The sequence below is a fragment of the Streptomyces sp. T028 genome (genome assembly GCF_048159505.1).
In the GTDB taxonomy this organism is placed as follows: domain Bacteria; phylum Actinomycetota; class Actinomycetes; order Streptomycetales; family Streptomycetaceae; genus Streptomyces.
On record NZ_JBLRVZ010000009.1, the window covers coordinates 93,423 to 113,193 of the forward strand.

The following is a 19,771-nucleotide window of genomic DNA, read 5'->3' on the forward strand; positions in this document are numbered from 1 at the left end:
CTCTGGTGCGCGAGGGGGGAGTTGAACCCCCACGCCCTTGCGGGCACTGGAACCTGAATCCAGCGCGTCTGCCTATTCCGCCACCCGCGCATTGGGTGTGTCCTCCGGCTTTGGGCGTTTCGTCCCGGTGCCTTCCGACATGCAGAACACTAGCACGGTGGACAGGGTGCGTTCACATCCCTTATCCGGGGCACAGGTCCCCTGAGAGACCGGCGGCAACCTCGTACGTCTCGGCGGTGACTGGTTCACGTATCAACCTCGTACCTGTGGTGGCCGTCTCCCCAGGAGCCGGACCAGGTCCACAGTCGGGTGCGGGACACTGGTCATCGGCCACCTCTACGATCCTGGTCAGAAAACAGGCACGGAAGCGGGTCGGAAGCAGGACGGAAGCAGGTACGGAGACAGGTGCGGACGACGGCGTCGACACCCGTCGACGGGGCCGACAGGGGGAACCAGCCGATTCACCCGCGCGTGGATACGATCAGTAAGCAGTACCAGGTAAGCAGCAGGACACGGGACGCAGGTCACAACGGAGGAGGTGCCCCATGGGAGTCCTGAAGAAATTCGAGCAGCGTCTCGAGGGTCTGGTCAACGGCACCTTCGCCAAGGTCTTCAAGTCCGAGGTCCAGCCCGTGGAGATCGCGGGAGCACTGCAGCGCGAGTGCGACAACAACGCGACGATCTGGAATCGCGACCGGACCGTCGTACCCAACGACTTCATCGTGGAGCTGAGCGCGCCGGACTACGAGCGCCTCAGCCCCTACTCCGGCCAGCTGGGCGACGAGCTCGCCGGCATGGTGCGCGACTACGCCAAGCAGCAGCGCTACACCTTCATGGGGCCGATCAAGGTCAACCTGGAGAAGGCGGACGACCTCGACACCGGCCTGTACCGGGTGCGCAGCCGTACGCTCGCCTCCTCCAGCAGCCAGGCCGCCGCGGGCGCGCCCGGCGCCGGCGCGGGCCAGCGTCCCGGCGGCTACGGCTACCCGCCCTCGGGCGGCCCCGCCGCTCCCCCCATGCCGTCCGCGCCGCCGCCCGGCGCAGGCGGCCGTCCCGGCGGGTACGGCTATCCGCCCGCCGGAGGTGCCCAGCGCCCCGGCGCGGCGGGCGGCGGCCTCGCCGGCGCCCCGGCGCCCGGCTCGCGCACCCGCCACTGGATCGAGATCAACGGCACCCGCCATCAGATCTCCCGTGCCACCCTCGTGCTGGGCCGCTCCACCGAGGCCGACGTGCGGATCGACGACCCCGGCGTCTCACGCCGGCACTGCGAGATCCGGACCGGTTCGCCCTCGACGATCCAGGATCTCGGTTCCACCAACGGCATCGTGGTGGACGGGCAGCACACCACCCGCGCTACGCTCCGCGACGGCTCGCGGATCGTCGTGGGCAGCACCACCGTTATCTATAGGCAAGCCGAAGGGTGAAGCGGGGGCAATGTCAGAGCTGACCCTCACGGTCATGCGGCTGGGTTTCCTGGCCGTACTGTGGCTGTTCGTGATCGTGGCCGTGCAGGTCATCCGCAGCGACCTGTTCGGTACGCGCGTCACCCAGCGCGGCTCGCGACGGGAAGCGGGACGACCGCAGCAGGCACAGCGCCAGCAGGCGCCCCCGCAGCAGCGCCAGCAGCCCGCCGCCGCCTCCGGTGGCCGCCGGGGCCGTAACGCCCCGACCAAACTCGTCGTGTCCGAGGGCACCCTCACCGGCACGACCGTCGCGCTGCAGGGCCAGACCATCACCCTGGGCCGGGCGCACGACAGCACGATCGTGCTGGACGACGACTACGCCTCCAGCCGGCATGCCAGGATCTACCCGGACCGCGACGGCCAGTGGATCGTCGAGGACCTGGGCTCCACCAATGGCACGTACCTCGACCGAACGCGGTTGACGACCCCCACGCCGATCCCGCTGGGCGCGCCGATCCGTATCGGCAAGACCGTCATCGAGCTGCGGAAGTAGTGCTACATCATGACTGAGCGCGAGCGGAGCGAGCACGCCACGGCGGCCGGCACCCCGGTCCCCGGCGCGCTCCCGACCGGAGGGTGGGCAGTGTGGCTCGACACGACCGGCTGTACCCGGGGCCGACGGGCGAGGTGGGCATGAGTCTGTCACTGCGTTTCGCAGCCGGATCGCACAAGGGCATGATCCGCGAGGGCAACGAGGACTCCGGTTACGCCGGTCCCCGTCTGCTCGCGATCGCCGACGGCATGGGCGGCGCCGCCGCCGGTGAGGTCGCCTCCTCCGAGGCCATCTCCACGATCGTCGCCCTGGACGACGACGTACCCGGCTCGGACGTCCTCACCTCGCTGGGCACCGCGGTCCAGCGCGCCAACGACCAACTGCGCTCCCTGGTCGAGGAGGACCCCCAGCTCGAAGGCATGGGGACCACCCTGACCGCCCTGCTGTGGACGGGCCAGCGCCTCGGTCTGGTGCACGTCGGCGACTCGCGCGCCTACCTGCTCCGGGACGGCGTACTGACCCAGATCACCCAGGACCACACCTGGGTGCAGCGGCTCGTCGACGAGGGCCGCATCACCGAGGAAGAGGCCACCACCCACCCCCAGCGCTCCCTGCTGATGCGGGCGCTCGGCAGCGGCGAACACGTCGAGCCGGATCTGTCGATCCGTGAGGTCCGGGCCGGTGACCGCTATCTGATCTGCTCCGACGGTCTGTCCGGGGTGGTCTCGCACCAGACGCTCGAGGACACCCTCGCCAGCTACCAGGGCCCGCAGGAGACCGTGCAGGAGCTGATCCAGCTCGCGCTGCGCGGCGGCGGACCCGACAACATCACCGTCATCGTCGCCGACGTCCTCGACCTGGACACCGGCGACACCCTCGCCGGGCAGCTCTCCGACACCCCGGTCGTGGTCGGCGCGGTCGCCGAGGTCCAGCACCAGTTGCAGGACAACGGCATCATGCAGACCCCGGCCGGCCGCGCCTCCAACCTCGGGCGCAGGCGCCACGCGGGCGGCGGGGGCGGCGAGTTCGGCCCGCCCGGCTCCGGCGGCGACATCACCGGCTTCATCGACACGGGCGGCTTCCCCGAGTACACCGACGACGACTTCGTCAAGCCGCGCAGGGGCCGCAAGTGGCTGAAGAGATCCTTCTACAGCGTCCTCACCCTCGCCGTCATCGGCGGGGGTCTCTACGGCGGCTGGCGCTGGACGCAGACGCAGTACTACGTCGGCACCAACGGCGAACACCTCGCGCTGTACCGGGGCATCAGCCAGGACCTGGCCTGGGTCTCGCTCTCGAAGGTGGAGAAGGACCACCCCGAGATCGAACTCAAGTACCTCCCGGAGTACCAGCAGAAGCAGGTCCAGGCCACGATCCCCGAGGGCAGCCTGAGCAGCGCCCAGAAGAAGATCGAGGAACTGTCGGTCCAGGCGTCGGCGTGCCAGAAGCAGGCGGAGACCGACGCGGCCAAGACCACGGCCAGTTCGAAGACCGGCTCCGGCCAGGCTTCCGGCGGCACGGGAACCACCCCCGCGTCCCTCACGTCCAAGGCTTCACCGAGCCCGACCCCGAACCCGAGCGAGTCCTCGTCGGGTACGTCGTCCCCGTCCCCGTCCGCGACCGCCAATCCCAGCCCCGGCCCCACTCTCTCGGAGGAAGAGCAGAAGGTCGTCTCGCGGTGCGGTGAGCAGTAGGCAAGCCGTGAGAGGCCCTGTTACGACATGAGCGGTACGAATACGTCGCATTCGCCGACGCATCACACGTCCACGATCGGCTCGATCGGCACCCCGAGCCGGCGCAACACCGAGCTCGCGCTGCTGGTGTTCGCCGTCGTGATCCCGGTCTTCGCCTACGCCAACGTGGGCCTCGCGATCAACGACCAGGTGCCCTCCGGCCTCCTGGCCTACGGCCTGGGCCTCGGCCTGCTGGCCGGCGTCGCCCATCTCGTCGTACGCAAGTTCGCGCCGTACGCCGACCCGCTGCTGCTGCCGCTGGCCACCCTGCTCAACGGCCTCGGGCTCGTCGCGATCTGGAGACTGGACCAGTCGAAGCTGCTCCAGCAGATCAAGCAGGCCGGCACGGCCGCACCCCGGCAGCTGATGTACACGGCGATGGGCATCGCGCTCTTCATCGTGGTGCTGATCTTCCTCAAGGACCACCGCGTCCTGCAGCGCTACACCTACATCTCCATGGTCGGCGCGCTCTTCCTGCTGCTGCTCCCGCTCGTCCCCGGTCTCGGCCAGAACATCTACGGCGCCAAGATCTGGATCTCGGTGGCCGGATTCTCCATCCAGCCCGGTGAGTTCGCGAAGATCGTGCTGGCGATCTTCTTCGCCGGCTATCTGATGGTGAAGCGCGACGCGCTCGCCCTGGCCAGCCGCCGCGTCCTCGGCCTGTACCTGCCGCGCGGCCGTGACCTCGGCCCGATCATCGTGGTCTGGCTGGTCTCGATCCTGATCCTGGTCTTCGAGACGGACCTCGGCACCTCGCTGCTGTTCTTCGGAATGTTCGTCATCATGCTGTACGTCGCCACCGAGCGGACCAGCTGGATCGTCTTCGGTCTGCTGATGTCCTCGGTCGGCGCGGTCGGCGTGGCCCAGTTCGAGAGCCACGTCCAGCAGCGCGTCCAGGCCTGGCTCGACCCGTTCAACGAGTACAAGCTCTCCCAGGACGGCGTCATCGGCCACTCCGAGCAGGCCATGCAGGCGCTGTGGGCGTTCGGCTCCGGCGGCACCCTCGGCACCGGCTGGGGCCAGGGCCACTCCGAGCTGATCAGGTTCGCCGCCAACTCCGACTTCATCCTCGCCACCTTCGGCGAGGAGCTGGGCCTGGCCGGCGTCATGGCGCTCCTGCTGCTGTACGGCCTGATCGTGGAGCGCGGCGTGCGCACCGCCCTCGCCGCCCGCGACCCGTTCGGCAAGCTGCTCGCCATCGGCCTCTCCGGCGCCTTCGCCCTGCAGGTGTTCGTCGTCGCCGGCGGTGTGATGGGCCTCATCCCGCTCACCGGTATGACGATGCCCTTCCTGGCGTACGGCGGTTCCTCCGTCATCGCCAACTGGGCCCTGATCGGCATCCTGATCCGGATCAGCGACACCGCGCGCCGTCCGGCCCCGGCCCCCGCCTCCAACCCCGACGCCGAGATGACCCAGGTGGTCCGCCCGTCATGAACAAGCCCCTGCGCCGGATCGCGATCTTCTGCGGCCTTCTCGTGCTGACCCTGCTGCTGCGGGACAACTACCTGCAGTACATGAAGGCGGACAGCCTCGCCAGTGACACCGAGAACCGCCGCGTCAACATCACGCGCTACTCCACCCCGCGCGGAGACATCATCGTCGACGGCAAGGCCATCACCGGCTCGGTCGAGACCACCGGCGACTACAAGTACAAGCGCACCTGGAAGAACGGCGCCATGTGGGCGCCGGTCACCGGCTTCTCCTCGCAGGCGTTCGGCGCCAACCAGCTGGAGAAGCTGGAGGACGGCATCCTCTCCGGCAACGACGACCGGCTCTTCTTCCGCAACACGCTCGACATGATCACGGGCAAGGAGAAGGAGGGCGGCAGCGTCGTCACCACCCTCAACGCCGCCGCCCAGAAGGCCGCCTACAACGGCCTCGGCAACAAGAAGGGCGCCGTCGCCGCGATCGAGCCGTCCACCGGCAAGATCCTGGCCCTGGTCTCCACGCCGTCGTACGACCCCTCGAAGTTCGCCGGGGCCTCCGACAAGGACCAGGAGGCGTGGGAGGCGGTCAAGAAGGAGAACAACCCCGACGACCCGATGCTCAACCGCGCGCTGCGCGAGACCTACCCGCCGGGCTCCACGTTCAAGGTGGTCACGGCCGCCGCGGCGCTGGAGAACGGCGAGGTCGACGGGATCGACGACAAGACCGACACCCCGGACCCGTTCCCGCTGCCGCAGTCCACGAGCGAACTCACCAACGAGCACGGCGAGTGCGAGAACGCCTCCCTGCGGTACGCGCTCATGGTGTCCTGCAACACCGTCTTCGCGAAGATGGCCGACAACGTCGGCAACGCGAAGATGATCGAGCAGGCGGAGAAGTTCGGCTTCAACGAGGACAAGCTGGACACCCCGGTGCGCGCCGCCGAGAGCGTCTACCCCGAGGACAACCGGCCGCAGAACGCCCAGGACGGCATCGGCCAGGCCTCCAACCGCGCCACCCCGCTGCAGATGGCCATGGTCGCCTCGGCGGTCGCCAACGACGGCAAGCTGATGAGGCCGTACATGGTCGACGAGCTCAAGGCCCCGAACCTGGACACCCTGGAGACGACCGAGCCCCAGGAGCTGTCCCAGGCGGTCTCCGCGGAAACCGCCCAGAAGCTCCAGGACATGATGGAGACGGTCGTCAACGACCCGCAGGGCACCGGTGGCAAGGCGAAGATCTCCGGCGTCACCGTCGGCGGCAAGACCGGTACCGCCCAGCACGGCCTGAAGAACAGCGAGAAGCCGTACGCCTGGTTCATCTCGTACGCCAAGCTGTCCGACGGCAGCGCGCCGGTGGCCGTCGCGGTCGTCGTCGAGGACGGCGCGGCCAACCGTGAGGACATCACCGGTGGTGGTCTCGCCGGTCCGATCGCAAGGGACGTGATGAAGGCAGTCATCGACAGCAAGAAGTGACCCCCATCACGTTGCCTGCACATCGGTGCACGTTGCGATACCGGTCCTGCATCGGGTGACGGGCTTGGCCAGGTCACAGACCGCCGTCCGGGTACGGTATGCCCGGACGGCAGCCTTCGACCGCACACCTGTGCCGGTCGGGACCGACGGAGAGGGCTGGTAGGTAGCTATGGAAGAGCCGCGTCGCCTCGGCGGCCGGTACGAGCTGGGCCATGTGCTCGGTCGTGGTGGCATGGCGGAGGTCTATCTCGCGCATGACACCCGCCTCGGCCGCACCGTGGCGGTGAAGACGCTGCGCGTGGACCTCGCGCGCGACCCTTCCTTCCAGGCCCGGTTCCGCCGGGAGGCCCAGTCGGCCGCCTCGCTGAACCACCCCGCCATCGTCGCGGTCTACGACACCGGCGAGGACTACATCGACGGGGTGTCGATCCCGTACATCGTCATGGAGTACGTCGACGGCTCCACGCTGCGCGAACTGCTCCACTCCGGCCGCAAGCTGCTGCCGGAGCGGACGCTGGAGATGACGATCGGCATCCTCCAGGGCCTGGAGTACGCGCACAGAAGCGGCATCGTGCACCGTGACATCAAGCCGGCGAACGTCATGCTGACGCGCAACGGCCAGGTCAAGGTCATGGACTTCGGCATCGCCCGCGCGATGGGCGACTCCGGGATGACAATGACGCAGACCGCGGCCGTGATCGGCACCGCTCAGTACCTCTCGCCGGAGCAGGCGAAGGGCGAGCAGGTCGACGCGCGCTCGGACCTGTACTCGACGGGGTGCCTCCTCTACGAACTGCTGACGGTCCGCCCGCCCTTCGTCGGGGACTCCCCGGTGGCGGTGGCCTACCAGCACGTACGGGAGGAGCCGCAGCCCCCGTCGGTCTTCGACCCCGAGATCACCCCCGAGATGGACGCCATCGTCCTGAAGGCGCTGGTCAAGGACCCGAACTACCGCTACCAGTCGGCCGACGAGATGCGCGCCGACATCGAGGCCTGCCTCGACGGCCAGCCGGTCGCGGCCACCGCGGCGATGGGCTCCGTCGGCTACGGCTACGGCGACGACCAGGCCACCACGGCCCTGCGCTCCGCGGACGCCGGCGCCACGTCGATGCTGCCGCCGATGAACCCGGACGACGGGGGCTACGGCTTCGGCACCTACGACGACCGCCCGGACCGCCGCCGCCAGAAGAAGTCGAACACCTCGACGATCCTGCTGGTGGTGGCCGCGGTCCTGGTGCTGGTGGGCGCGATCCTGATCGGGAAGTACGTGTTCGACGGCAAGGACGCGAGCGACGAGACGGTACTCGTGCCCAGCCTGGTCAGCCAGACCCTGGCCACTGCGAAAGAGCAGTTGGCCAACGTCGAACTCAAGGTGGGAACGGTCACCGAGAAGGCCTGCGAGGACCAGCCCAAGGGGCAGATCTGCGACCAGGACCCCGACCCCAAGACCGAGGTCGAGAAGAACTCCACCGTCAACCTGGTGGTTTCCACCGGAGCGCCGAAGGTGGCGGTGCCGAGTGTCCTCGGCAAGAGCCTCGACGACGCCAAGACGATCCTCGAGGACGACAAGTACGGCTTCACGGTGAAGACCAAGGAGGAGGTCTCCGACGAGGAGGCCGGCACCGTCCTCAACCAGGACCCGAAGCTCGGCGAGGAGGTGGAGAAGGGCACCGAGATCACCCTCACCATCGCCAAGGCCGAGGAGAAGTCGACCGTCCCCGACGTCTCCGGCCAGAGCTGTGAAGCCGCCAAGGCCCAGATGCAGGCCAACAACCTGACCGGCAACTGTGTCGACGTCGACACCCAGGACCAGAACCAGGTCGGCAAGGTCATCTCGACCAGCCCGTCCATCGGCTCGCAGGTCGACAAGGGCTCCACGGTGACGATCCAGGTCGGCAAGAGCACCCAGACCCAGGTGCCGTCCGACCTGCAGGGCCTGAGCCTGGAGGACGCCAAGCAGAAGCTGCAGGACGCGGGCCTGAACGTCGGCAACATCTCCGGCTCCAACGACGACGACGCCCAGGTCATCAGCTCCGACCCGGCCCCCGGCAGCACGGTCAACCGCGGCACGACGGTCAACCTGGTCGCCATCGACACCGGGAACAACAACGGCGGCGGCAACAACGGCGGAACCGTCTTCGGCCAGACCGGCTAGCCGCCCCCGCCGGACCACTCGGCCGTTCCGAGCAACCGAGCCCCGTATCGCGACACGCGGTACGGGGCTGTTGCATGAGGTGGCCGGCCTTCTTCCTTCCGGACTCCTCGGGGATCCGGCCGAGGACCTCGACGTTGTACTTCGAGGTCTCGGGGAGAACGGCATAGACCTTGTAGACGTACCAGTCGTCCCGTGTCTCGAAGACGATCGGGTCGCCCTTCCTGAGCTTGTCGATGTTGTGGAACTTGGCGCCGTGGCCGTCGCGGTGGGCGGCGAGGAGCCGGCGACCAGGTGCGCAGTGATCGCTGTGGACCCCGGATGCGTCCCGTAAGGTCGCGCTTCGCCCCGACCGAGCGAGCGCACCCCCACAAAACGAACGTGTCTTCATATCTGCCGACTCGTTGATCGATTGGGGTGGGGTGTCATGTCACAGCTCTGCCCTGGCTACACGGCCGTGCCACCGACAGAAGGGCAGAAAATGATCAACGAATCGGTCTTGCTGGAGTCGACCACCCTGCGCGCAAGCGTGCTGGACCGTACAGATGTTCTCGACAGAGTGAAGGCGCTGTCCCTGCTGCCAGACGGGATGCATGTGACCACGGCGATGGCGGCGGCGTACTTCAGGGTCACTGCCGAAGTCATCCGCCAGCTGACCAAGCGCCACCGCAACGAGCTGGAAGCCAACGGAATGACTGTGCTACGGGGCGCTGACCTGCGAAAATTCGAGAGTGACAACATGTCACTCTCGCCGACCAGTTATCCACAGGCACGCCGGAGCCTGACGATCTACTCCCGACGAGCCGTCCTCAACGTCGCCATGCTCCTCCGCGACAGCGACATCGCCCGCCAGGTGCGCACGTATCTCCTGGACATGGAGCACCTGGCACGTACACAGCCCGTGGACAACCCTGTCCACACGGCCGCATCCTCCCTGGACGACCGCATCGACCAGCGCATCACCCACATCCTCGGCAAGACCGTCGTACCCATGTTCAACGTCCTGATCGAAGCGTCGGGCGAGCACCAACGGGAGCTGGTCGCTCTGCGGGCAGGCGTCCAGCAGATCGAGAAGCGGCTCCGGCAGCACCACGCCCGGCTCCAGAGGCTGGAAGCCCCGCGCGAGGATCGACCCCTGGCAGGAGTCATGGCCTCCATGGACGCCATGAACGGGCGAGAGTTCGAGGAGCACATCGCCACACTGCTGCGCCGCGACGGCTGCACTGATGTCGTCGTGCAAGGCGGCGGAGGGGACCGCGGCGTCGACATCACCGCCCTCACGGCAGACGGGCGACGCCTCGTCGTCCAGTGCAAGAGGTTCGCACCCCACACCTCCATCACCAGCCCCGAGCTCCAGAAGTTCATCGGGGCCGCCAAGGTCCTGCACAACGCCGAGGTGGCGTTGTTCGTGGCGACCTGTCCCTTCACCCGGGACGCCCTCAACATCGCGGCCGAGGGCGGCATCACCGCCGTTCACCGTGGGCTCTTGGAGGAGTGGAGCGCCGGGGCGTCCCTGGCGGTTCTTGAGTAACTACGACACCGAACACAAGGCCCGAAGCCGCAAAGGCAAGTTGCGGCTTCGGGCCTTCGTCATGCTAGCGACTGAGGTCCTTCAGGACCTCAGTCAGCTCAGTTCCTTGGGCGGTGTCCGGTTCGCGTTCACCTTCTCCACCCGCTCCAGCTCGCCCCACACCACGTACCGGTAGCGCGAGGTGTACACCGGGGTGCAGGTGGTCAGGGTGATGTAGTGGCCGGCCTTCTTCCTGCCGGACTCCTCGGGGATCCGGCCGAGGACCTCGACGTTGTACTTCGAGGTCTCGGGGAGGACGGCGTACACGGTGTAGACGTACCAGTCGTCCCGTGTCTCGAAGACGATCGGGTCGCCCTTCCTGAGCTTGTCGATGTTGTGGAACTTGGCGCCGTGGCCGTCGCGGTGTGCGGCGAGGGTGAAGTTGCCCTTCTTGCCGCTGGTGGGGAGCGTGGCCTTGACGGGGTCGGTGTAGTAGCCGGCGACGCCCTCGTTGAGGATGTCCGTCGAGGTGCCCTTCTCGACGAGGACCTCGCCGTTCCTCATGGCGGGCACATGCAGGAAGCCGATGCCGTCCCCGGTGTCGAGGGCGCCCGGCCCGGTGTCCTGCTGGGCCCAGTTGTCCCGGACCTTGTCGGCCTGTTTGTCCGCGTGCCGGTCGGCGACGACGTTCGTCCACCACAGGGAGTAGACGACGAACAGGCCGAGGACCAGGCCCGCGGTGATGAGGAGTTCGCCGAAGACACTGACGGCGAGGGCGATCCGCCCGCCGCGCCGGCGCCGGGGAGCCCCCTCGGGCGTGTCCGTGTCCGGTACGTGCTCGGTGTCGTCGGTGGTCGCTGCCACGTGCATCTGCCCCTACTCGAAACCCTTGACGCAGGGCCCTTACCCAAGGCTCTTACTGGACGAGCGCATCCGGCTTGCCCTTGCTGCGCGGGCGCTCCTCGACCATCTTGCCCCAGACGATCAACCGGTACTTGCTGGTGAACTCCGGCGTACAGGTGGTGAGGGTGATGTAACGGCCCGGACCGGTGAACCCGGACTGCGGCGGCACGGCGTCGAGGACGCTGACGTTGCTGGGCGAGGTGACCGGCAGCGAGGACGTCATCTTGTAGACGAAGTACTCGTCCTGCGTCTCCACGACGATGTCGTCGCCCGCCTGAAGCTTGTTGATGTAGCGGAACGGTTCGCCGTGCGTGTTGCGGTGGCCCGCGAGCCCGAAGTTGCCGGCCTTGTCCTCCGGCATGGCCGTCTTCAGCGCGTCCTCGCCGTAGTGCCCGACCATGCCCTTGTCGAGCACCTTCTTGTTGCTGACGCCCTCGGCGATCGGCACGACCACGTCCAGCTTGGGGATGTGCAGGATCGCGAAACCCTGCCCGGGGGAGAAGGTGCCCGGGTTGCGCTTGCCGCTCGCCCAGTCGTCCTGGAGGCTGTTCGCCTCCTTGCTGGCCTGCGCGTGCGCCCGCACGTTCGTCCACCACAACTGGTAGCTGACGAAGAGCAGCATCAGCACGCCCGTGGTGATGAACACCTCGCCGACCGCCCGGCTGGCGACCACCGCCGCGCTGGGCTTGCGCGCCTTGGCCTGCCGGCGGGCCTCGACCCGCGACAGCGGCCGCTCGTCCTGCGAGGGCGCGATCGCCAGGTCCGCGCCGTCGACGGACCCCGCGCCGGAGGCACCATGACGCCCGTGGCGGCCCTTGGCGGCCTTTCTGCGGGCCGCCCGGCCGCCCGCAGGGGTTCCGGTGACAGGAGAGGCTGTTGTGGCGCCAGAGGCCGACAGGGGGCCGCCGAACCCGTCGGCCCCGGTCGGCGGTGGCTCCGGGATCCGCAGCGCCACCGTCTCCTCGTCGACGGGCGGAAGCTGCTGGGTCAACGCCTCCGTGCCCCTCGCCGCGCCGCTCCCCGGTTCGGCACCCGGAGCCGCTTTCCGCCGCCGCCCGGTGCCGGGGCGCGGATCGCCGGCGTACGGCTCGGCACCCGGCGGCTGCTCCCCCGCATACGCATCCACACCGAAGGACTCGTACGGCGCGGTGCCGTACGAGTCCTCGCGCTCGGGGCGCAGCGCCGTCACGCCGTGGCCCTGCCCACCACCGGGGCGAGCCCCGCCGACCTCGCCACCGCACGCTGGTCGCCGCACTCCACCAGCCAGTTGGCCAGCATCCGGTGGCCGTGCTCGGTGAGCACCGACTCCGGGTGGAACTGCACGCCCTCGACGGGCAGTTCGCGGTGGCGCAGGCCCATGATGATCCCGTCGTGGGTGCGGGCGGTGACCTCCAGCTCGGCCGGCACGGTGGCGGGCTCGGCGGCGAGGGAGTGGTAGCGGGTCGCGGTGAAGGGGGTGGGCAGCCCGGCGAAGACGCCCCTGCCCTCGTGTTCCACCAGCGAGGTCTTTCCATGCAGCAGCTCGGGCGCCCGGTCGACCACACCGCCGTACGCCACCTGCATCGACTGCATGCCCAGGCAGACCCCGAAGACGGGGACACCCGTGGCGGCACAGTGGCGGACCATCTCGATGCAGACGCCGGCCTCCTCGGGGGTGCCGGGGCCGGGGGAGAGCAGCACGCCGTCGAAGCCGTCCTGGGCGTGGGAGGTGGAGACCTCGTCGTTGCGCAGGACCTCGCACTCGGCGCCCAGTTGGTACAGGTACTGGACGAGGTTGAAGACGAAGCTGTCGTAGTTGTCGACGACGAGAATGCGCGCGCTCACTGGTTGTCCACCGTCACATCGTTGAAGGGAAGCAGCGGTTCGGCCCACGGAAAGACGTACTGGAACAGGGCATAGACGACAGCGAGGATCAGCACGATCGAGATCAGCGCCTTCACCCACGCGTTTCCCGGCAGATGCCGCCAGATCCAGCCGTACATGCCGTCCCTTCCGTCTTCCGTCGCACCACGGCACCTGACTCACGCCGTACGCCACCAGACTAGGGCCTAGCGGCGCAGGGCCTTGGGTTCACCTGTCTCCACAGGCTGTGTGGAGTCGAGATGCGCCCAGACGATGAGCCGATGACTGTGCCCCCATTCCGGATCGCACGTCGTCAGTGTGAGATACCGGCCCGGGCGCGTGTACCCCGACTTACGTGGCACAGCGTCGATCACCTCGACATCGGAGGGCACGGTTTTGTAAGGGCCTTTGTCGATCCGATACGTGAACCAGGTCGTACCGTCGGTGAGCACCACCGCGTCCCCGCGCCGGAGCTTCGGGAAGTCCTTGAAGGGGTCGCCGTACGTGCGCCGATGCCCGGCGACGGAGAAGTTCCCGGTCTGTCCGAGCCGGGCCGTGCCCGCGTAGTGGCCCAGCCCCTTCTTCAGGGTGCCGGTCGCGGTGCCTTCGAGGACCGGCTTGTTCCACGTGAAACCAAGACGCGGGATGTACATCACGGCGAAGGGCTGTCCGCTCCGGTACGGCTCCGGCGGCGCGGGCGGCGCGGACGTGCTCGCCTGCGGGGCCGGCTGTCCGGTCGGCTGCCGGGTCGCCCACTGGTCGTGCAGGTCGTCGATCTGGTCGCCCATGGCCCGGTCGGCCCGGACGCCGGTCCAGAACAGCACGTAGACGACGAAGAGAACGATGACGGCGCCGACGGTGACGCACAGCTCGCTGAACGTCCTGACGATCACCCGTAACGACACAGGCGCCCCCGCCGGTTGCTACTCCACAGGCTTCGCGTAGTGCAGATCCACTGTGCCCGAGTAGCCCGGAAGAGTCACCGTCCCGTCCTCGGTGACTTTCCAGCCGAGGCCGTAGACATTGACATAGACCATGTAGTTCTGGATCGCGGGCGAGTCCGCGAGCGCCTGTTGCAGCCTCTCGGGGTCGCCGACCGCCTGGATCTTGTACGGCGGTGAGTACACGCGGCCCTGGAGGATCAGGGTGTTGCCGACGCAGCGCACGGCGCTGGTGGAGATCAGTCGCTGGTCCATGACCTTGATGCCATCGGCGCCGCCCTTCCACAGGGCGTTCACCACGGCCTGGAGGTCCTGCTGGTGGATGACCAGGTAGTCGGGCTGCGGCTCGGGGTAGCCGGGAAGCTTGGCGGTGGCATCGGGCGGAGCGTCGTTGAGGGTGACCGTGATCGCCTCGCCCTTGAGCTTCTGGGTGCCGGTGTCCTTCTCCAGGCCCGCGAGCTTCTCGTCCTCGGCGCTGGTGCTGCCGTCGTCGGCCTCGGCGAGGGACTCGACCTGGGAGCGCAGGGCCGCGTTGGACTCGTCCAGCTCGCCGTTCTTGCGGCTGTGTTCCTGGATCAGGTCGGACAGCTTCAACAGGGAAGCGTCCGTACGGATGTTCGTGCCCTTGGCCGTGTTGAAGCTGGTGATGAAGAGGAGTCCGGCGAGGGCGAAGACACTCGCGGTGAGGATCCGCACGGGGCGGAAGCGGGGCGTTGAACTCGTCCCGGGGGAGTCGGCAGAATTGCTCAACGTACCCTTATCTCCTTCGGCGCCGTAGAAGCACTACGCTAACGGACGCCCGGGGGAGGCCCTCAGTCCCCTAGTACGAAGCCCCCGAGCCCGACCAGTACCTGCGCGGCCACGCAGCGCATCGACAGGAGAGACCCTCGTGCCGAAGTCACGTATCCGCAAGAAGGCCGATTACACGCCGCCGCCGGCGAAGCAGGCGACCGCGATCAAGCTGACCAACCGCGCCTGGGTCGCACCTGTGATGCTGGCCATGTTCCTGATCGGGCTGGCCTGGATCGTCGTCTTCTATGTGACGGACGGCACGCTGCCGATCGACAGCCTGAACAACTGGAACATCGTGGTGGGCTTCGGCTTCATCGCGGCCGGGTTCGGCGTCTCCACGCAGTGGAAGTAGCGGCGCGGCGCAAGCAGCGGCGCTGAGTTATCCACAGGCCTGAGTCTTCTGTCCACAGAGTGGGGAAAAGAAACGACGATCTGTGGATAACTCGCCGGAGGTTGACGCCGGTATGACGTAACTACCGGCAGTCACCGCTCCTCGAAAATCCGTTCGCCCCCTGCCTGACCTGCATGAACGCCGGTCTTCGGCAGGGGGCGTCGCCGTTCCCGCACGTTGTGCACAAGATTCGCCACCCACTGTGGACAACAGGGCGCTCAGGTGAGCTGGGCGGTCCTCAGGAGGGTCAACACGACCACCGCGGCCAGCACGACCGCACACGTGCCGTACTGCACCAGGGCCCGGTGCTCACGCGGGGCGTGGACCATGCCGTAGCCGATGATCACGCCCGCGACGAGACCGCCGATGTGAGCTTCCCAGGCGATGTTGCTCCACCCGAACGTGAAGATCAGGTTGATCACCAGCAGGGCGATGATCGGCCGCATGTCGTAGCGCATCCGGCGCATCAGGACGGCCATGGCGCCGAACAGGCCGAAGATGGCGCCCGAGGCGCCCAGGGACGGCTGGTTGGGCTCGGCGATCAGATACGTCAGCGCACTGCCCGCCAGGCCGGAGACGAAGTACAGCGCCAGATAGCGGGCCCTGCCGAGCGCCTGTTCGAGGGGGCCGCCGAGCCACCAGAGGCTCAGCATGTTGAACAGGATGTGGACGACGCCGCCGTGCAGGAACATCGGGGTCAGCAGCCGGTACCACTGGCCCTCGGCGAGGCCCTCGACACCGCCGAGGACCGGCACGTACGCCCGGCCGAGCAGCTCGAAACTGGTGGTGAAACGGTCCCCGACGGCGAGCTGGACCAGATAGACCGCCAGACACAGACCGATCAGGATCTTGGTCACCAGGCGGGGGTCGCCCGCGACGGAGCCCCCGGCGAGGGTGCGCGGCCGGGACGCCGCCGGCGGATGCCCCGTACCCGTGCCCTCACGGACGCACGTAGGACACTGGAAGCCCACGGAGGCGCTGACCATGCACTCCGGGCAGATCGGCCGCTCGCAGCGGGTGCACCGGATGCCGGTCTCCCGGCCCGGATGCCGGTAGCAGGAGGGCAGCCCGCTGTGGGTGCCGTCCGGCCGGCTGCCTGGCGCCTGGTCCATGAGCTCCCCCAGTTCGTCGTCGTGCGGGACACACAGTCGTGCGGGACACGCATACGAGCGTGCGGGACACGCATACGAGGCCTCTCCCTGCTCATCCTTACGGACGAGCGGGGCAAATGGTTCCTGCCCCGGGCGGGGCGGTGCTACCGCTTTTCGACGACGACCGACTCGATGAAGACGTCCCGGAGCGGGCGGTGGGTGCGCGGGTTGGTCTCGGTGGCCGCGATCTCGTCCACGACCTTCTGGCCCGCCTTGTCGACGACCTCCCCGAAGATCGTGTGCTTGCGGTTGAGCCAGGCCGTCGGGGCGACGGTGATGAAGAACTGGGAGCCGTTGGTGCCCGGGCCCGCGTTGGCCATGGCCAGCAGATACGGCCGGTCGAAGCGCAGCTCGGGGTGGAACTCGTCGGGGAACTGGTAGCCGGGGTCACCGGTGCCGTTGCCCAGCGGGTCACCGCCCTGGATCATGAACCCGCTCATCACGCGGTGGAAGACCGTGCCGTCGTACAGGGGAGCCGTGGACCGCTCGCCGGTGGCGGGGTGGACCCATTCGCGCGCGCCGGTGGCGAGCTCGACGAAGTTGGCGACCGTCTTCGGTGCGAAGTCCCGGAAGAGCCGGATCTCGATGTCGCCCCTGTTGGTCCCCAGGGTGGCGTAGAGCTGCTCTGCCACGATCCTGCCTTCCGTTGTGCTCGTGTGATCCCCCGATCCTCGCACGGACGGGAGCGGGCGGCGCCGATCCGTGGCATTGTCGACGAGAAGGTCCCGTTGCCCGTATTCATCCCCTATGGCACTCGCCCGGCCCCCTGTCACACCCGCCCGGCACCCGGATGCCCGTCCGCGCGTGCCGTGACGGCCACCGGCAGGCATGATCCGTAAAAGGGTGGAAAGTCGAAATACGTACGCCACCGAGGAGGAGGAACCCGTGACCCGCATCGACAGCGTGCGCGCCGCGACCGGCTCGGCGAAGGACAGCGTGCTGCACGCCGCGGAAGTGGTGGCGCCCTACGCCGACACGGCCAAGGAAAGGGCCGCGCAGTACGCGCAGGAGGCCCGTGAACGACTCGCGCCCAAGGTGTCACTGGCCGCCGAGCAGGCCCGCGCCCAGTACGACACCCATGTCGCGCCCCGGCTGGAACTGGCGCGGACGCACGTACCGCCGAAGGTCGACCAGGCCGCGCACGAGGCGGCCGCCCGTACCCGGATCGCCGCCCGGCAGGCCGCCGAGTACTCCCGGCAGGCGGCCGAATACTCCCGGCCGAGGATCGAACAGGCGGTCGCCGCGGCAGGGCCCATGAAGGACGAGGCCGCCGCCCGGAGCATCGCCGCGGTGGCCGCGCTGCGCGGCCAGGTGACGCCGAAGGAGATCGAGCGGCTCGTGCGCAGGCACCGGCGGCGGGCCCGGGCCGGCAAGGCCGCCAGGATCCTCCTCGTGGCCGGCGTGGTCGTCGGCGGTGCCTTCGCGGCCTGGAAGTGGTGGGACAGGCAGGCCAACCCCGACTGGCTGGTCGAACCGCCCGCCCCCACGGAGGTACCCGCCTCCGGCAGTCTGACCTCGGTGGACGGCAGCGGTGACGCCTCCGTCCTGGACCCGGAGGTCCAGGCCAAGCAGGCCGAGGACGAGGCGGCCGACCGCGACGACGACCGCGGCTGACGCCCGTCCCCCCACCACACACCGGGGCGGGAGACCGGAGGGTCTCCCGCCCCGGTGGCATGCCTGCGGCCGGGGCTTGCCGGGCTGTGCCGCGCCATGCCGTGTGCCGCGCCTTGTCGGCACACGGCCGGGGAGGGCGGCGCGGCCGCAGGGCGGATGACGAACGCTCAGGGTGGGCGGCGGAGACGCGGGACGCGGGCGGCCGAAGGCACGGGAGGCGCTGACGCGGGACGGGCGGCGAAGACACAGAAGGCGCTGAGGCGGGACGGCGGGGAGACATCGGCGGGGACGGCGCAGGCTCAAGGACGGTGGCGGGGGCGGTGGCGGGGGCGAGGGCGGCGGCGGTGGCGGGGGCGAGGGCGAGGGCGAGGGCGGGGGCGGTGGCGGGGGCGAGGGCGAGGGCGGGGGCGGGGGCGGGGGCGGTGGCGGGGGCGGGGGCGAGGGCGAGGGCGAGGGCGGGGCCGGGGGCGGGGGACAAGTGGCGGGCCGAGCAGGCGCGCCGTGCCTTGCCGGCACATGGCTGGGACGTGGCGCGGAGTGCCGCTGGGCCGGTTGCCCGGGACGGCGAGTGGCCTGCCACCCAGGCGCGTGGCGCGGGCCGTGCTTTGCCGGCACACCCCCGGGACGTGGCGCACGGGGTGCCCCGGGGCCGGTCGCCCGGGAGGTGGCGCGAGGTGCCCCCGGGACGGTCGCCCGGGAGGTGGCGCGAGGTGCCCCCGGGACGGTCGCCCGGGAGGTGGCGCGTCTCGGGCGCTCGTTTCCCGCCGCCGTGGGTGCTGTGTCGTCGGGCCTGCCCGGTGGCGGTCCCCGAACGGGACCTCGCCCTGCCGGAGTTCGCCGTTCCGCGTGCCGTCGCCCTGGGGCCGTGTCCTTCCGGACAGGGGGCGGGGTCCGGCCGACCGGTCGGGCGGGGCCGGGCGTCGACCCGCGAGAAAAGCCCCTCCGATCCACGTTTTCGCAGGTCAGAGGGGCTTTCCGGAGGTGGAGCCTAGGGGAGTCGAACCCCTGACATCTGCCATGCAAAGACAGCGCTCTACCAACTGAGCTAAGGCCCCGGAAGGGACGTCCGGCCGGGAGCTCGTCCCGGTGGCCGCCGGGGACCAGAGTACCGGGTCACCGGGGGTATCTCGCAAAAAGATTAGGGGTCCCCGTGGATGACCACTCTCCGTAAGATGCTCGACGTGGTTCGCTACAGCGAACCGTGGATGTTCTGGGGAAGCGATGGGGAGACGCAATGGACGCCGCACAACAGGAAGCGACCGCGAGAGCGCGGGAACTTCAGCGGAACTGGTACGGAGAGCCACTGGGGGCGCTCTTCCGTAAGCTCATCGACGATCTTGGCCTCAACCAGGCTCGTCTCGCGGGGGTACTGGGACTGTCCGCGCCGATGCTGTCCCAGCTGATGAGCGGTCAGCGGGCGAAGATCGGCAACCCGGCCGTGGTGCAGCGTGTGCAGCTGCTCCAGGAGCTGGCCGGACAGGTCGCGGACGGCAGCGTGAGCGCCGCCGAGGCCACCGAGCGGATGGACGAGATCAAGCGGTCGCAAGGGGGCTCCGTGCTCAGCAACACCACCACCACGACGAGCAGTTCGGGGGCGCCCACGGTGAAGCGGGTGGTCCGCGAGATCCAGTCGCTGCTGCGCTCGGTGGCCGCCGCCGGCGACATCATCGACGCCGCCGACACCCTCGCCCCGAGCCACCCGGAACTGGCAGAGTTCCTCCGGGTGTACGGCGCCGGCCGTACCTCGGACGCCGTCACGCACTACCAGTCCCACCAGAACTGAGCCGTCGGACCGGTCGCTGAAGGGGGTTCGGCACCGGACGCACGCGCTTGGCCAGTGGGGGATCCGTACGGGGGACACGGGGGACGCGTACGGGACACATGGGGGA

The 19,771-nt window shown here is 69.0% G+C and carries 18 protein-coding genes, 2 tRNA genes and 1 pseudogene; 10 read left to right on the plus strand and 11 right to left on the minus strand.

From position 1 onward, the window contains the following. Window positions 1-3: 3 nt before the first annotated feature. Window positions 4-90: transfer RNA gene (locus tag ACLZN2_RS09245), tRNA-Leu, on the minus strand. A 455-nt stretch (window positions 91-545) separates the two neighbouring features. Here ACLZN2_RS09245 and ACLZN2_RS09250 point away from each other — a divergent pair. The 6 genes from ACLZN2_RS09250 (at window position 546) to pknB (ending at window position 8,741) form a co-directional block, all read left to right on the plus strand. Beyond that, complete coding sequence (locus ACLZN2_RS09250; RefSeq protein WP_416977885.1) at window positions 546-1,424, plus strand: FhaA domain-containing protein; 879 nt, start codon at window positions 546-548, stop codon at window positions 1,422-1,424. A 10-nt stretch (window positions 1,425-1,434) separates the two neighbouring features. Continuing rightward, window positions 1,435-1,956, plus strand: coding sequence for an FHA domain-containing protein (locus tag ACLZN2_RS09255; RefSeq protein ID WP_416977886.1), 522 nt, complete (start codon window positions 1,435-1,437; stop codon window positions 1,954-1,956). 140 nt (window positions 1,957-2,096) lie between these two features. After that, window positions 2,097-3,647, plus strand: coding sequence for a Stp1/IreP family PP2C-type Ser/Thr phosphatase (locus ACLZN2_RS09260; RefSeq protein WP_416977887.1), 1,551 nt, complete (start codon window positions 2,097-2,099; stop codon window positions 3,645-3,647). A 27-nt stretch (window positions 3,648-3,674) separates the two neighbouring features. After that, window positions 3,675-5,120, plus strand: a complete 1,446-nt coding sequence (locus tag ACLZN2_RS09265; RefSeq protein WP_416977888.1) for an FtsW/RodA/SpoVE family cell cycle protein — start codon at window positions 3,675-3,677, stop codon at window positions 5,118-5,120. Further along, window positions 5,117-6,586: a peptidoglycan D,D-transpeptidase FtsI family protein gene (locus ACLZN2_RS09270; protein WP_416977889.1), complete on the plus strand. Its 1,470-nt coding sequence runs from the start codon at window positions 5,117-5,119 to the stop codon at window positions 6,584-6,586. Before ACLZN2_RS09265 ends, ACLZN2_RS09270 begins: the two co-directional genes overlap by 4 nt. 169 nt (window positions 6,587-6,755) lie before the next feature. Further along, complete coding sequence (gene pknB, locus ACLZN2_RS09275) at window positions 6,756-8,741, plus strand: Stk1 family PASTA domain-containing Ser/Thr kinase (protein WP_416977890.1); 1,986 nt, start codon at window positions 6,756-6,758, stop codon at window positions 8,739-8,741. Window positions 8,742-8,820: 79 nt separating this feature from the next. On the opposite strand, the pseudogene ACLZN2_RS09280 reads toward pknB, so the two are convergent. Beyond that, window positions 8,821-9,108: pseudogene (locus ACLZN2_RS09280) on the minus strand (sortase domain-bontaining protein); the annotation flags it as partial. A 111-nt stretch (window positions 9,109-9,219) separates the two neighbouring features. Here ACLZN2_RS09280 and ACLZN2_RS09285 point away from each other — a divergent pair. Continuing rightward, window positions 9,220-10,269, plus strand: coding sequence for a restriction endonuclease (locus tag ACLZN2_RS09285; RefSeq protein ID WP_416977891.1), 1,050 nt, complete (start codon window positions 9,220-9,222; stop codon window positions 10,267-10,269). Window positions 10,270-10,362: 93 nt separating this feature from the next. Here ACLZN2_RS09285 and ACLZN2_RS09290 read toward each other — a convergent pair whose 3' ends face one another. From ACLZN2_RS09290 to ACLZN2_RS09315, 6 genes are all read right to left on the minus strand, one after another. Further along, a complete protein-coding gene (locus ACLZN2_RS09290; protein ID WP_416977892.1) occupies window positions 10,363-11,118 on the minus strand; it encodes a class E sortase in 756 nt (251 codons plus the stop codon). A 46-nt stretch (window positions 11,119-11,164) separates the two neighbouring features. Next, entirely contained in the window at window positions 11,165-12,340 is a 1,176-nt protein-coding gene (locus ACLZN2_RS09295; protein WP_416977893.1) for a class E sortase, read from the minus strand. After that, window positions 12,337-12,975 carry an aminodeoxychorismate/anthranilate synthase component II gene (locus tag ACLZN2_RS09300; RefSeq protein WP_416977894.1) on the minus strand — a complete coding sequence of 213 codons (639 nt, stop codon included), beginning with the start codon at window positions 12,973-12,975 and terminating at the stop codon, window positions 12,337-12,339. The genes ACLZN2_RS09295 and ACLZN2_RS09300 overlap by 4 nt, the downstream gene beginning before the upstream one ends. Next, entirely contained in the window at window positions 12,972-13,133 is a 162-nt protein-coding gene (locus ACLZN2_RS09305; protein ID WP_330348930.1) for a hypothetical protein, read from the minus strand. Before ACLZN2_RS09305 ends, ACLZN2_RS09300 begins: the two co-directional genes overlap by 4 nt. A 66-nt stretch (window positions 13,134-13,199) precedes the next feature. Continuing rightward, entirely contained in the window at window positions 13,200-13,898 is a 699-nt protein-coding gene (locus ACLZN2_RS09310) for a class E sortase (protein ID WP_416977895.1), read from the minus strand. 18 nt (window positions 13,899-13,916) lie between these two features. Then, complete coding sequence (locus tag ACLZN2_RS09315) at window positions 13,917-14,684, minus strand: DUF881 domain-containing protein (protein WP_416977896.1); 768 nt, start codon at window positions 14,682-14,684, stop codon at window positions 13,917-13,919. Between the two features lie 139 nt (window positions 14,685-14,823). Between ACLZN2_RS09315 and crgA the strand changes: the two genes are divergently transcribed. Then, window positions 14,824-15,078, plus strand: coding sequence for a cell division protein CrgA (gene crgA, locus ACLZN2_RS09320; RefSeq protein WP_133911038.1), 255 nt, complete (start codon window positions 14,824-14,826; stop codon window positions 15,076-15,078). Window positions 15,079-15,335: 257 nt separating this feature from the next. Here the strand turns inward: crgA and ACLZN2_RS09325 are convergent, their stop codons facing one another. Both ACLZN2_RS09325 and ACLZN2_RS09330 read right to left on the minus strand, forming a co-directional pair. Then, window positions 15,336-16,229, minus strand: coding sequence for a rhomboid family intramembrane serine protease (locus ACLZN2_RS09325; RefSeq protein ID WP_416977897.1), 894 nt, complete (start codon window positions 16,227-16,229; stop codon window positions 15,336-15,338). A 143-nt stretch (window positions 16,230-16,372) separates the two neighbouring features. Further along, window positions 16,373-16,900 carry a peptidylprolyl isomerase gene (locus tag ACLZN2_RS09330; RefSeq protein WP_416977898.1) on the minus strand — a complete coding sequence of 176 codons (528 nt, stop codon included), beginning with the start codon at window positions 16,898-16,900 and terminating at the stop codon, window positions 16,373-16,375. A gap of 253 nt (window positions 16,901-17,153) precedes the next feature. Between ACLZN2_RS09330 and ACLZN2_RS09335 the strand changes: the two genes are divergently transcribed. Next, window positions 17,154-17,882, plus strand: coding sequence for a DUF5324 family protein (locus tag ACLZN2_RS09335; RefSeq protein ID WP_416977899.1), 729 nt, complete (start codon window positions 17,154-17,156; stop codon window positions 17,880-17,882). 982 nt (window positions 17,883-18,864) lie between these two features. Here ACLZN2_RS09335 and ACLZN2_RS09340 read toward each other — a convergent pair. Continuing rightward, window positions 18,865-18,937 (minus strand) — tRNA-Ala (locus tag ACLZN2_RS09340). Window positions 18,938-19,116: 179 nt separating this feature from the next. On the opposite strand from ACLZN2_RS09340, the gene ACLZN2_RS09345 reads away from it, so the two are divergent. Further along, window positions 19,117-19,665 (plus strand): helix-turn-helix domain-containing protein, encoded by a 549-nt coding sequence (locus ACLZN2_RS09345; RefSeq protein ID WP_416977900.1) that lies wholly within the window; start codon window positions 19,117-19,119, stop codon window positions 19,663-19,665. Window positions 19,666-19,771: the final 106 nt, after the last annotated feature.